Source organism: Blastocatellia bacterium, from assembly GCA_025055075.1.
GTDB lineage: Bacteria > Acidobacteriota > Blastocatellia > HR10 > HR10 > HR10.
This window is the reverse complement of sequence record JANWYV010000020.1, coordinates 72473-85879: the sequence shown is the minus strand read 5'-3', so window position 1 is coordinate 85879 and position 13407 is coordinate 72473. Positions and strand designations below refer to the sequence as shown.

The 13407-nt window shown below is 61.0% G+C and carries 12 protein-coding genes and 1 pseudogene; 3 read left to right on the top strand and 10 right to left on the bottom strand.

Going from position 1 to position 13407, the window contains the following annotated elements; genetic code table 11:
• Window positions 1-11: 11 nt before the first annotated feature.
• The 9 genes and pseudogenes from NZ746_05420 to tsaB form a co-directional block, all read right to left on the bottom strand.
• A complete protein-coding gene (locus NZ746_05420; protein MCS6816802.1) occupies window positions 12-920 on the bottom strand; it encodes a site-2 protease family protein in 909 nt (302 codons plus the stop codon).
• 51 nt (window positions 921-971) lie between these two features.
• Window positions 972-1232, bottom strand: coding sequence for an integration host factor subunit beta (locus NZ746_05415; protein MCS6816801.1), 261 nt, complete (start codon window positions 1230-1232; stop codon window positions 972-974).
• 149 nt (window positions 1233-1381) lie between these two features.
• Window positions 1382-1924, bottom strand: a complete 543-nt coding sequence (locus NZ746_05410; GenBank protein MCS6816800.1) for a hypothetical protein — start codon at window positions 1922-1924, stop codon at window positions 1382-1384.
• A gap of 459 nt (window positions 1925-2383) precedes the next feature.
• Window positions 2384-3799: pseudogene (locus NZ746_05405) on the bottom strand (S8 family serine peptidase).
• A gap of 563 nt (window positions 3800-4362) precedes the next feature.
• Window positions 4363-5286: a CDP-diacylglycerol--serine O-phosphatidyltransferase gene (gene pssA, locus NZ746_05400; protein MCS6816799.1), complete on the bottom strand. Its 924-nt coding sequence runs from the start codon at window positions 5284-5286 to the stop codon at window positions 4363-4365.
• Complete coding sequence (locus NZ746_05395) at window positions 5283-5903, bottom strand: phosphatidylserine decarboxylase family protein (GenBank protein MCS6816798.1); 621 nt, start codon at window positions 5901-5903, stop codon at window positions 5283-5285. The genes pssA and NZ746_05395 overlap by 4 nt, the downstream gene beginning before the upstream one ends.
• Before the next feature lie 78 nt (window positions 5904-5981).
• Window positions 5982-6218 (bottom strand): DUF465 domain-containing protein, encoded by a 237-nt coding sequence (locus NZ746_05390; GenBank protein MCS6816797.1) that lies wholly within the window; start codon window positions 6216-6218, stop codon window positions 5982-5984.
• A gap of 132 nt (window positions 6219-6350) precedes the next feature.
• Window positions 6351-6821 carry a ribosomal protein S18-alanine N-acetyltransferase gene (gene rimI / locus NZ746_05385; GenBank protein ID MCS6816796.1) on the bottom strand — a complete coding sequence of 157 codons (471 nt, stop codon included), beginning with the start codon at window positions 6819-6821 and terminating at the stop codon, window positions 6351-6353.
• A gap of 4 nt (window positions 6822-6825) precedes the next feature.
• The gene (tsaB, locus tag NZ746_05380) at window positions 6826-7572 is read right to left on the bottom strand and encodes a tRNA (adenosine(37)-N6)-threonylcarbamoyltransferase complex dimerization subunit type 1 TsaB (protein MCS6816795.1); all 747 of its coding nucleotides are present in this window, start codon (window positions 7570-7572) and stop codon (window positions 6826-6828) included.
• Between the two features lie 173 nt (window positions 7573-7745).
• On the opposite strand from tsaB, the gene mutS reads away from it, so the two are divergent.
• From mutS to guaA, 3 genes are all read left to right on the top strand, one after another.
• On the top strand, window positions 7746-10415 hold the full coding sequence (gene mutS / locus NZ746_05375) for a DNA mismatch repair protein MutS (GenBank protein ID MCS6816794.1): 2670 nt from the start codon (window positions 7746-7748) through the stop codon (window positions 10413-10415).
• Between the two features lie 68 nt (window positions 10416-10483).
• Window positions 10484-10987: a transcriptional repressor gene (locus tag NZ746_05370; protein ID MCS6816793.1), complete on the top strand. Its 504-nt coding sequence runs from the start codon at window positions 10484-10486 to the stop codon at window positions 10985-10987.
• Window positions 10984-12537 carry a glutamine-hydrolyzing GMP synthase gene (gene guaA, locus NZ746_05365; GenBank protein MCS6816792.1) on the top strand — a complete coding sequence of 518 codons (1554 nt, stop codon included), beginning with the start codon at window positions 10984-10986 and terminating at the stop codon, window positions 12535-12537. The genes NZ746_05370 and guaA overlap by 4 nt, the downstream gene beginning before the upstream one ends.
• Before the next feature lie 24 nt (window positions 12538-12561).
• Here the strand turns inward: guaA and NZ746_05360 are convergent, their stop codons facing one another.
• The gene (locus tag NZ746_05360) at window positions 12562-13371 is read right to left on the bottom strand and encodes a prephenate dehydrogenase/arogenate dehydrogenase family protein (GenBank protein MCS6816791.1); all 810 of its coding nucleotides are present in this window, start codon (window positions 13369-13371) and stop codon (window positions 12562-12564) included.
• Window positions 13372-13407: the final 36 nt, after the last annotated feature.

Genomic DNA, 13407 nt, shown 5'->3' with positions numbered 1-13407 from the left:
AACTCTCACCCTCAGGTGATCGTGATGGGGAAGGGCATGAAGCTGAGGGCGAAGACAATCAGGGCGATGATCCCAAGGACTTTCCGTCTTCGGTCGAGGGATTCCTGTTCATCTTCAAGCGGAGGATGCTTCAAGCCGATCAATAGCCCGATGAGACCGACGTAAACGAACCATCCGATCCATCGGTGGCGATCATAGGCGTAGAACGCCAGACCGATCATCAGGAAGAAGATCCCTCGCGCCATCCACCGGTGGCCCCGGGGGCCTAAGAGCGCATAGGCAATGTGGCCACCATCAAGTTGCCCCAGTGGCAGCAGGTTCAAGCTCGTCGCCAGCATTCCCACCCAGGCGGCGAAGTGTACGGGATTCCACTGGATCATGACCGGAAGGTCAAAAACTCGCTGCAGGAGGATGAAGAGAGCTGGGTCATTGAAAGTGATCACTCCTTCGGAACGAGGGATTGGGGGAGCCGGATCGGCAAACCAAAGACCGACGATCGTTGCAGGCAAGGCGACCACGAAACCGGCGAGTGGGCCAGCGATCCCAACGTCGAAGAGAGCACGACGCGAACGAATCGGTTCTTGAATGCGAATGAAAGCGCCGAACGTCCCAATGCCAATGATCGGTGGAGCTGGGATGAAATATGGCAGACTCGCTCGAATCCCATAGCGTTGGCACATGAGATAGTGGCCCAGCTCATGGGCCAGTAGGATCGCCAGAAGGGTGAAGGAATAGGCGAGACCACTGGAGACGACCGCCGGGTGGGTGAACGCCGTGCTCAGTTCCTCCCAGTCTACGTTGCTCAATGCGAAGAACGCTCCAGCCAAAAAGGTCGTCACCAGTGTACTCAACAGAAGGGCGACATGAAGCAGCAAGCGTCGAAGCGGAATACGTGACTCCCGCGCCGGGAGAATCTGCACGGGAAATAAAGGTTCCGTGGAATGCCATGCGCGTCCATTCACGGCGTCTGTTCAACGCAATTCCTTGCTGGGTTTGAACCGAATCGTCTTCCCTTCGGGGATGGGGACCACGTCCCCCGTCTTCGGATTTCGTCCAATGCCGCGCTTGCGTGGTCGAACCAGGAAGACCCCGAATCCTCGCAGCTCAATGCGGTATCCGTTTTTCAACGCTTGCTTCATCGCCTCGAAAAAGGCATCCACCGCCATCTCGACCCGACTCTTGGGTAAGCCCGTTCTCTCGGCCACGCGGTTGACGATGTCTTGTTTGATCACGCTTGGCTGCCTCCTTGACTCAACTCGTTGAACATGGGCCATTTGACTAAAGGGTCATTATAGGGGGCAAGTTCCCCTCTGTCAAGGATCTCGAGCGTGATGCGCGCTCATCGCTAGTGAGCTCTCCGGCAAAACAGCACGGCGCGCGGCTATTTCTTCTTCGGCTTGGCGAAGCGCGCTTCCCCCTCGCGAGCGTCAGCATTCGCCAGCTCCGTCGCTTCGATCGCGCGATCGAGGGTCTCTTGAGCCTCGGGGCTTTTGAGCCCATCTTTAAGCGCCTTCAGGCGGAGCAGATACCGATCGGTCGCCTCTCGGAACGCCTTCAGCGCCGAGTGCAAGAATTCGTTCTCCGGATCCTGGCTATGGGCGTCCTCGATATTGAGGATGGTCTCATCAATGGCCTTGATGTAATGCTGCAGCAGTTCCTCGGGCGTTCCTTTCGGGAGCGGTCCCCAGGCCTCTTCTTCTTTTTTCTTCGAAGGGGATGTCGCCGTTTGTTCGAGAGCCTGAAGGCGACGCTCGGCGATCTTCATGAGCACCTTCACGCGCAGGTCAATGCGCTGTGCCTCCTTCATCTGTTCGATCTCTTTGCTCGTAAGGTACTCGCCGGATTCTTGCATCGGAAAGGCCAGAGGTATGTACGCGAGCACGCTCGCGGTGAACATCACGGGAAGCGTTCTCCAAGCTCGCATAGGCGTTCCTCACATGGTTCACTGGAACCGCAGGAGGCGGATCCAGAATGGGATGGCGATTTCCCCAGGGATCGTCCGATCGCCATCGGAGACCAAAATGTAGCCTTCGGCATCGGAGGTCCCAAGGGGAGGCAAGGAGTCCACGGTGAGCCTCACGGTCACCGTCGTGCTCTCACCGGGCAGCAGACGAAATTCGGTCGTGCTGAGCGCAGCGCGCACAAGTTGAACGCCAGAAGCGAGGGCAATGCGCAAACGATACTCCGTTGCCGTGGCGGATTTGTTCGTCAGGCGGAAGGCTCGCTCGAACGCGGTCGGCGCCGTCACAAGCTGTCGGCCGAAGCTGAGGCTGGCCGGGAGAGCGATGGTTTGTAAGCGCGCGGCAGCCGGGAGATTCAATAGACCCGCTCCGCGATCCATTACGCCCAGCGTCGCGATTTCCGGAGGACGCACCGCAGTCGTCACAAGAGCAGCCTTGATTTCGGCCGGCGTCCAATCCGGATGAAGTTGACGCAGGAGCGCCGCCGCTCCCGCCGCTCGCGGAGCGGCGAAGCTCGTCCCTTGCGAGAAGGCGAATCCCGAGGGGTCATACATGGCGCTCTGCCCAATGTCTGGAGGAGAGGTGGGGAAGCGATTTTCGCCCCGGGGATCGTCATCTTGGACAGCAGCGTAGCTCCCTGTCCCGACGGTCACTAAATCCGGCTTGATTTGATAATCGTTGCTCGGCCCGCGCGAGCTAAAACTCGCTAGAAGGTTCGGTGTGTCCGGAAAGGTCCGAGGCTCTTGGATGAACAAACGGACCGTAGGCCAGCGCTCACGACCGAGGCTTCGGGCGAGCACAGCCTTTAGCCACAACCCGTCAGAGCGTATGATGGAGATGGCAGGAAGTGGAGCGCCCTGTAGGTCCATGCGGAAAAATAGGTCACCGCCCTCTGGAGAGTTGTAAATCACGGCGGCGATAGCTCCCGCTCGAGCAGCATTAGTGACCTTCGTCTGGAAGGTACATACTCCCCTCTGGATAAGAGCGAGTGCATCTTGGAGCGATCCGGCCGGAAGCGGATCGCAAAGGAGCCCAGGCGCCTCGCCATCTATGAGGTCCACATCCACGAGCGGTCCGACGAGCTGTGCGGGAAACGGAGCCGCGCCATTTGCTCCGCGAATGCCAGAGATCTCGAGGCCGTGCTCTTCCAGACGAAGCGCGGCGCGCTGAATTCCATCGCTCACGTGGAGATTGGTCGAGGCCCCGACCGTCAACGCTTCGCTTGATTCTGCCGCCCCACCGACGGTTCCTCCGGCGGAATTGAAAGGGGGCGAGATCCCTCTGTTCCCAGCCGCGATGACTGAGAGGACGCCAGCTCGCGCGGCATTATTCACGGCGATCACTTGCGCATTGAGGGAAGGGTCGCCCGTCGGCGGCGTGCGTGGACCGAAGCTCATGTTGAGAATATCCATGCCGTCTTGCACGGCCTCTTCGATCGCCGCCACAACGTTATCAGTGAAAGCCCGGGGAGCGAAGATGCGGTAGCTGCCGATGTAAGCTTTCGGCGCGACGCCGCTCATAGTGACCGGACGTGCACCGGGGATGTCATGAAGGTTCACCGTCGCTCCAGCCGCGCAACTGGCGACGTGCGATCCATGTCCGACCAAATCTTGCGCCGTTCGGTGTCCTGGATCCAGCCGTGGATCGGTCTCGTCGAAAATCGAACGGATGACCTTAGCCACAATAACCTTGCTCGTGGCGAGCGCGAGATCACCGCGCGGAAATCCCGGTGGGGGAAGGAGCGTGGGATCGTGAAACATTGGATTGCTGAAGTCTATGCCCGTATCGAGGACGCCGATCTTCACTCCGCGGCCCGCGTTCTCTCGGCCGCCGAGCATCTCCCAGACGAGAGGAACCCCCATCAAATCGTTGCTCACATCGAGCATGGGCGGCGGGGCGGGTTCAGCCGTCAGTTCGTACTCGACAATCGGGAGCAAAGCTTTCACGTCCGGGTGACTGATCAAGGCCGGGACGTCCGCGGGGGGAACGAGGGCGACCAAGCCGTTGAGCACGATGTGATAGTGGCGAAAGACCTGTACGCGCGGCAGGCGTTGCTGCAGATCGCGGAGGAACGCCGCATGTCGTTGTTCCAGATACTCCAAGTATCGTTGGCTCGCCAGCGAGCGCACGTCCAGTTTCCCTTCGCGCTGATTATGTGGAGCGGCGCGAAGGCTCGTCGCCTCAAAGCCCGGCACCTCTCCCGCATATGTGGCCAGCGGCTCATCGCGAAGCTGAATAATGAAGGCTTTTCGCTCGCCGAGACCCGTCGTTTGCTCGGCGGCCTGCCAGGCTTGAAGGAACTTCACAGGAAGCGGCGGATTCGCCGACGTGAGCCCTGCCGAGAGCGGCAGGGTGATTCGCAAGAGCAAGCCAATGAGATCGAAGACACTCATTCCACCCATCATGGTTCGGATTTGATTGGAGTGGAGACTTCCGCCGAAGCCGGCTCTTTCCGCCCCAGGCGCAGAAGCGCCAGGCCTTTCATGGCGAGCCCGTGCACAACGTACGCACTGGCCAAGAAGATCAACACCCACTGGGAGTAGAAGTAAATGCCAGCCACAAGCAAAGAGAGCAGCAGCAACGTCCAGCGCGGACTGAGAGCACCAACGCCGAGATCTTTGAAGCTCCGGTATCGGATCGTGCTGATCATCAGACCGCTCAGCGCAGCGACCAATAGGAGCATGAGGAAACCGAGAACTGCGCTGTCCACTAGAACATGATTGCCCCAGACTTCGAACGAGCGGGCCGATTGCGCCAGAAGTGGCGTTGGAGAGAAATGCACGATGGCGGCGATCAAGCCAGCCGCCGCGGGGATCGGCAGACCAACGAACTGACGTCGGTCTTTTGCGGTGACCGTGCGCCGGGCATGCACATTGAATCGCGCCAGGCGGAAAGCCCCGCAGACGAGATAGAGAAAGGAGATGACCCACGCTGCTTTCCCCATCTCCAACCCGTAGATATCCGGCGTCACCCCATAGCCCCACGCGTAGGCGAGCAGAGCCGGAGCCAGGCCGAATGAGAGCACATCAGCCAGGCTGTCCAGCTCCACTCCGAAGTCGCTCGTCGTCTTCGTCATGCGCGCAATGCGTCCATCCAGTGCATCGAAGAGCACGGCGAAGCCAATGGCTTTGGCCGCGTTGTCGAAGAGACGCGTGGCTTCCCCAAGATCCGTTCCGAGCGCCTGATACCCCTTCAGCGCCGCGATCACCGCGTAGAACCCGCAGAAGATGTTCGCCGTCGTGAAGAGACTGGGGATGGCATAAGCGCCGCGCCGTCGCCGCCCTTCCTCCGCCGGGAGATAACCGGGAATTGGATTCTCGCTCATTCGCGTATCCTCGCCACAATCGTGCTTCCGCCTCGGACGCGATCGCCCACGCGCACGAGCACCTCGACGTCCGAGGGAAGAAGGAGATCCGTGCGAGAGCCGAATTTAATCAAGCCAATCCGTTCCCCTCGGTGCACGAGATCGCCTGAGCGCTTCCAACACACGATCCGTCGAGCGAAAATGCCGGCGATCTGCTTGAGGACCACCTCCGTGTGCGCTCCGAGGATCCGAATCTCCGTTTGTTCGTTCTCAATAGAAGCCTCGGCGCGCATGGCAGGAAGGAAGCGACCCGGGCGATGTCGCAGCTCGACGATGCGTCCGGTCATCGGTGCACGATTCACGTGAACGTCCAGCGGGGAGAGGAAGATCGAGAGGCGCGTCGGCGAGCGCGGATCATTCGGATCGAGCTTCGTGAGCGCGACCACACGTCCATCAGCCGGTGAGACGATGGCGCGCTCGTCTTCGGGAGGCGTTCGATCCGGATCGCGGAAGAAATAGGCGAAGAAAAGGGCAAGGCCCAGACCGCCCAGGACCAGGGGCCAGATGTGGAGCCAAGCGCCGATGAGCGCCGGAAGCGAAGCGCCCGCGATGTATGGCCATCCTTCTCGAACGATCACGATGTTCTTCTCCTGAGGAGGCCGGAGACTTCCTCCGTGGCTCTCGATGTCGGCGTTCAGCCAACCGCTGGATCGGAGTTACTTCAACCCCATCTGTCGCTTGTAGCGGTTGAGCATAGCCTCCATCTTGTCCTTCACGAGCAGCTTCTTCTTCTTCAAGATCGTTTCTTCCATCAACTCCTCCGGCGTGGGGTAGGGCAGCGCCGTCAGTTCGCTCAAGCGGGCTTCATACTGCTGATGCTCTAAGACGAGGGCACGGAACTCCGGATCAATAGACATCAGGTGTTCTTTGAGCGACACGGAGTTGGCGTCCATCTCCTCCCTCCTCGTGAAGTGATCGCGGATTGCTGTCGTGCTCGTCCCCATGTGCCGAGCGAATCATAATATGAAACCCACGTGGGCGCAAGAAGAAGCCCCCGCATTTATGGGCGCGCCTGGCCTGAGCGCTCAAGGGGCAATTTCTTCCAATGTCGAAGTCTCAGAGAGGTTGCAGCGCATCAGGAGGGCATCTTCAGGGGGATCCGCGTAATAGCCCTTTCGGCGGTGGAACACGTAGAATCCGAGCTGTTGATACAGTCGTTGGGCTGGGAGATTGGAGGCGCGCACTTCCAGTAGGGCGTACCGCGCCCCGCGCTCTCGGGCCATTGCGCGTCCGTGAAGGAGCAAAGCGCGCGCGATGCCCTGGCGGCGGAAGTTCGGATGCGTCGCCAGGTTGTGGATGTGCCATTCGTCGAGCACGAGGGTAGAACAGAGGAAACCGAGGACGCGGCGCGGAACGTGCGCCTCCATCGGCCGTGCGACGAGAAGGATCGAACGCTCCGGCAAGGCGAGTTCGCGCGCATATCCTTGGGCGCCCCACCGACTCAGATGGGACAGCTCTTCGATCTCGACCACTTCCGGAAGATCGTCCGTGTTCATACGATCAATCCGGAAGGGGACCCGCGCGCAATCGCCATCGGACTTCGGCATCGGCAGGCCTCACATAAAGCGCATCGAGGGTCGCCCCTTCGGAAATAATCCCCTGCGGGAACCGACGCGCGGCCAGTGCAGCGACGGCCGGAGCCAAAAAGGGCGAAGGTTCAACGAACACCCATCCGTACTCGTCGTGCGGCACGCGCACAAGTGGGACGAGGGGATGCCCCTTACGTCTCGCGGCTTCCTCGAGCTCCGCTCTCAGCGAAGCCGTTGCTTCGCAGACGAAGATGAGCGTCCTCTCTTCGAGCGCGGCGACCAAAGCCTCGGGCCGCATGAGTTGAGGCTCACTGAGTGCTCGCAGCTCGCCGTCGGCCATGAGGTGAAAGAGCTGCGCGTACACCTCCCCACGCAGCGCATCGCGACAGGCGCAGATCGTCCCGCTCACGCCCACGCCGTAGGCCAACGCTTCGAGAGCGCCAATTCCCATGACCGGCTTGGCCAGCGCGTGCGCAAGCCCTTGGATCGAGGCGATCCCCACGCGCACGCCGGTGAAGGAGCCTGGGCCGATCGTGACAGCCAAAAGCGAGACGCGTTCGAGAGTCACACCCGCGCGGCGCAGCAAAAAATCTATATCCTCGTGGAGCATCTGCGAATGCGTGCCCGGGCGCCAGCTTCCCAAGACGGCCAGAAGCTCCTTCCCGCGCTGAAGCGCTATGCTCCCTCGCTCCGAGGTCGTATCTATGGCGAGAATCAATGGCGCCTCCCTGGCGGACAGATTCACTCCCTGTGCGAATCCCTCGTTTGACACGTTCGACGGGCAAATTATATATTCTGCTTCCCTATGGGGACAATCCGCGCGCGCGTCGTGCTAGGAGCATCGGGCATCTCCAAGACGCGTTCGATCCTCGTCGAGAAGGAGCAGGTGGGATGAATCCCAATCAATTCACGCCCATGCTGAAGCAGTATCATGAGATCAAGCGACGCTATCCGGGCACGTTGCTCTTTTTCCGATTGGGCGATTTTTACGAGCTGTTCTACGAAGACGCGATCATCGGCGCGCGCGAATTAGAGATCACGCTCACGGCGCGACACAAGGAGCGTGGGACGCCCGTTCCGATGTGCGGGGTGCCGCATCACGCTGTGATGGGCTATATCGCGAAGCTCATTCGCAAGGGGTATCGAGTCGCCATCTGTGACCAGGTCGAAGAGCCGAAAAGTTCCACGAAGCTCGTGCGGCGGGAGGTCGTACGAATCATCACCCCGGGCACAGTTCTGGAAGGGCCATTGTTGGAAGCGAGCGAGAACAATTACCTGGCCGCCGTGTTCGGGACGGCCGAAGCGGCTGCCGTCAGCTTCCTCGATGTCTCGACGGGCGAGTTCGTCGTCGCCGAGTTCATCGGGGAACGCGCGTGGGAGCGACTCTTGGAACAGATGGAGGCATTCGCGCCGCGTGAAGTGCTCTATCCGAGGGGGCTCGAGCCGATCCTGAAAGCTTATGCGGGGAGCGAGCGGACTTCCTCCGAGGACGCCGTGGATCGAGACCTTCCCCTTGGGAGTACGGTCTTCGATCGAGCGGCGCGGACGCCGCTGGAGGATTGGATCTTCGACTTCGCCTACACCCATGCGCTCTTGTGCCAGCATTTCGGTGTCTCGACGCTCGAAGGCTTCGATCTGGTGGGGCATGATCTGGCTGTGCAAGCTGCCGGAGCAGCGTTGCATTACGCGCGAGAGACGCAACGGGCGCAGGCTGCGCACATTACGGAGATCTCCTTCTTCCGGCCTTCGGAGTTCATGATCCTGGACCCGACGACGGTTCGAAACCTGGAACTCGTCGAAGCATTGGATGGTTCGCGCGAACACACGCTCTTTGCCGTTTTGAATGCGACGGAGACGGCGATGGGGGCGCGGCTGCTGCGACAGTGGATTTTGCGCCCGTGCTGTCGGCTCGCCGAGATCATGGCGCGGCTGGATGCCGTCGAGGAGTTGGTGCGCCAGACGATGTGGCGCGATCAAATGCGCGCGCAGTTGAAGCGGATCCAGGATTTGGAGCGCGTACTCGCGCGTGTGAACGTGGGAACGGCCACGCCCCGTGACCTCGCCGCTCTGCGCAATAGTTTGGCCGTCGTGCCGGAGATCAAGGGGCTGCTCGGTGAAGCCACGGCTTCGCTCCTCGAGACTTTGCGCGAGAGTCTCGATGAGCTTCAAGATGTGCGCGCGCTTCTCGATGCCGCGCTCGTTGAGAATCCTCCGGCGGCGCTTGGCGATGGCCCGACGATTCGCAATGGCTTTCATGCGGAATTAGATGAGCTGCGCGCGCTGGCGACCGACGGCAAGAGCTACATCGCTCGCCTCGAGCAACGTGAGCGCGTCCGCACGGGCATCCCCTCGCTCAAGGTGAAGTTCAATCAGGTCTTCGGCTACTTCATTGAGGTGAGCAAGGCGAACCTCCATTTGGTCCCTCCCGATTACGAGCGGAAGCAGACGCTCGTCGGAGTCGAGCGCTTCACGACGCCGGAGCTGAAGGAATACGAGGCGAAGATCCTCGGAGCCGAAGAACGTATCCTCGAATTGGAGCGCGAGTTGTTTCACGAACTGCGCCAGGAAGTGGCGCGCGCCACGCGACGCATTCAAGCCACGGCCCGCGCGCTCGCCCATCTGGATGTATTGGCCGCCTTGGCCGAGACCGCCGTCCGCCGCAACTATCGGCGCCCCGTTCTCACCGAAGGGGACGAGTTATACATCCGCGCCGGGCGCCATCCGGTCGTCGAGGTGCAGCTCGGGCGCTTCGTGCCGAACGATCTCTACATGAACAACACCACCGATCGGCTCCTCATCATCACTGGGCCGAACATGGGCGGCAAGAGCGTTTACCTGCGGCAGACAGCCCTCATTTGCCTCATGGCACAGATGGGATCGTTCGTCCCTGCCGAAGAAGCCCGCTTGGGCATCGTGGATCGCATCTTCACGCGGGTGGGGTCCTCCGATAGCGTGGCCCGAGGACGCTCCACGTTCATGACAGAAATGATCGAGACGGCGAAGATCTTGAACACGGCTACGCCGCGCAGTCTCGTGTTGCTGGACGAAGTGGGGCGTGGCACGGCTACTTTCGACGGTCTCTCGATCGCTTGGGCCGTGGCCGAGTATCTCCACAACAACGCCAATCATGCGGCCAAGACGTTGTTCGCGACGCACTATCATGAGCTGACGGAACTGGCGCGCGTCTTACCGGGCGTGCGGAACTATCAGGTCTTGGTCAAGGAATCCAAGGGGGAGATCCTCTTCTTGCACAAGGTCGTCGAGGGGAGCGCGAACAAATCCTATGGGATCGAGGTCGCGCGCCTGGCGGGGTTGCCGCGCTCAGTCGTCGCGCGCGCGAGAGAGATCTTGGAGAACCTGGAGGCGAACGAGTTAGATCCGATGGGACGGCCGCGATTGGCCGAGCATCTGCCCGGGCACCAGGGCTGGAAGCGACAGCCGACGCTCTTTGAGGCTATCCAACGGTCGTTGTTGGATGAACTGCGCGCCCTCGACGTAGATCGACTCTCTCCGGAAGAGGCGAAACGTTGGTTGCAGGAAGCCAAGCGGAAACTCCTTTGACGAATTCCGCGAAAGGCGAAGGACGGAGGCGATGGATGTGGTAGAATAGCGGAGCGAGGAGATCGCCGATGGTCGAGAAGAAGGAAACGTCGCGTGCGAAGACGACGACCCCTTCGTCCCAAGAGCGCCCGGAGAAGCAGCTCTTCCACGAATACTTGCGGCGCAAAGGATTGAAGCGAACGACACAGCGCGACCTCATCCTGGAGACGTTCCTGGAGAGCGAGAAGCACATCACAAGCGAAGATCTCTATCGCAAGGTCCGAGAACGCGATCCCAGCATCGGCTTCACGACGGTTTATCGCACGCTCAAGCTGCTCACCGAGTGCGGGATCGCGCGCTCCATGCAACTGGGAGATCGCTACACGCATTATGAGCTGGGACTCAATGAGCAGCATCACGATCATCTGATTTGTCTGGAGTGCGGCGGGATCACGGAGTTCTTCAGCCAGCAATTGGAGACCATCCAAGCCGAAGTCGTGCGGCGACACGGTTTTCAGATGGTTGATCACAGTCTTCGCATCTGGGGGATTTGCCGAGAGTGTCAACGACGACGCGCACACCGACGCTCATGAAGGAGCATGGAGTTCCGGGCGAGCCCGAAGTCGTTCTCGTCTTAGACTTCGGCTCGCAGTATACGCAGCTCATCGGCCGACGGATTCGGGAATTGGGCGTGTATTCGGAGATCGTGCCTTTTTCCATTCCCCTCGACCAAATTCGCGCGCGACGCCCGCGTGCGCTCATCCTCTCGGGCGGACCGCGCTCGGTGTACGAGGAGGGAGCGCCGCGCTGCGATCCGGCGATCCTGGAGATGAGGCTTCCCGTCCTCGGCATTTGCTACGGCGTGCAGTTGATGGCGCATCTGCTCGGTGGAGAGGTCGTCCCTTCGGATCGAAGGGAATATGGCGCGGCGCAGCTCACCGTGATGGAGGAGGGCTCGCTCTTCGCTGGGCTCCCTCGGGAGATGACCGTTTGGATGAGTCACGGCGATGAGGTGCGTCGTCCGCCAGACGGGTTCCGCATTCTCGCCCGTACGGACCGATCCATCGGCGCGATCGCTCACCCAGAACGCGGTCTCTATGGAGTGCAATTTCATCCCGAAGTCGCGCACACGCCCTATGGGCGTGAGATCCTCCGTCGGTTCCTGTTTGACATCGCCGGCTGTCGCGGCGATTGGCAATTGAGCGCGTTCATCGAGTCGGCCATCGCGCGAATTCGAGAGGAGGTCGGATCGGGACGCGCCCTTTGCGCGCTCTCTGGTGGCGTGGATTCCTCGGTAGCTGCCGCGTTGGTCGCGCGCGCCATCGGGTCGCGCTTGATCGGTCTGTTCGTGGATAATGGGCTATTGCGAAGGGGCGAATTCGAGGAGGTCTTGTGCGCCTACGAACGTATGGGAATACGCGTGCGTGGTGTGCGCGCTGGCGAACGCTTCCTACGCCGATTGCGCGGCGTCACCGATCCCGAGCAGAAGCGAAAGATCATCGGCGCGGAATTCATCGCTGTCTTTCGCGAAGAAGCCGCTCGGCTCGGTCCCATCGAGTTCCTCGTGCAGGGGACGACCTATCCCGACGTCATCGAATCCACGTCGGTGCGCGGGCCTTCGGCCGTCATCAAGAGCCATCACAATGTCGGGGGGTTGCCCGATCAGCTCGGTTTTCGACTGATCGAGCCGCTGCGCGAGTTGTTCAAAGACGAAGTCCGCGAGGTCGGGCGGCAGTTGGGCGTTCCCCGCGAGATCATCGAACGCCATCCATTCCCCGGTCCAGGGCTGGCTGTGCGCGTGCTGGGCGAAGTCACTCCGGAGCGATTGGAGATCGTGCGCGCGGCCGATGCCATCGTCGTGGAGGAGATCCGACGCGCCGGGCTTTACGAACAGGTCTGGCAAGCCTTCGCCGTCTTGCTTCCGGTGAGCAGCGTCGGCGTCATGGGCGACGAGCGAACGTACGAACAAACCATCGCCATTCGGATCGTCAGCAGCGTGGATGGGATGACGGCCGATTGGGTCCGCGTTCCCTACGAGGTGCTTGAGCGCATGGCGAATCGCATCGTCTCTGAGGTGCGCGGGGTCAATCGCGTCGTCTACGACATCAGCTCCAAGCCCCCGAGCACGATCGAATGGGAGTGAGGCCAATCCCTCCCTGAAGGGCCCTCATCGCTCCAGCTTCGATCTCCGTCGCGCGCGTTGCGCTCGCCGGAGCGCCTTCAACGTCGGATCATCCGGGTAGAGCTTCAGCATGACGTTCGTGAAGGCGCGGATGAGATCCTCTCGCATCTGCGGCGTGTAGGGATTGTAGTGCTGCAAATCGTGGAAGAGTTGCCAGGTATCGTGTGTCGTCTGCTCGATCACGCCGCGGATGGCTTCGAAGCCTTTGGTCGTGATCTCTCCCGGTTCGAGCCGGAGCTCCCCGAGCACGCGACCGACGAAGTGAGTGATCCCTTGTGAATACGCCGCTTGGCGATCGTGTTCGTCCGGGGACATTTCAAGCACGCGGACGCCGCGTCGTTCCCAAAACGAGCGCCAGAAGTTCAGCGTGGTGGCGCTCACGCGCAGCGGACAGAAGACGATGCGCAATCCCCGTATGCCGTCCTTCGCGCTGTCGGGACCGAAGAGCGGATGGGTTCCCAAGACCTCCACATCCCCGGGCAGCTCGCGCCGCATCACTTCGATCGGGTAGAGCTTCACCGAGCAAGTGTCCATGATGACCGTGCCGGGATGCAGGTGAGGGCGCGCTTCCCGAATCGCGGACTCGAGCTGAGAGATGGGAACGCAAAAGAAGAGCGCATCGGCGGCGCACGCGGTCGCGAGCGAGACCACCTCCGCGCCGATCTCTCGAGCGGTCGCGTGATCGGGCTGCCGATCGTACGCGAGGACGGAGAACTCCTCGCGGAGAATGCGCGCGAGCAACTGGCCGAAGCGGCCGAATCCGACGATCGCGCACGTCAGTGCCTCGCTGCCCATCGTCCGGAGGAGCAAGGTAGCAGAGAGTGGACGAAT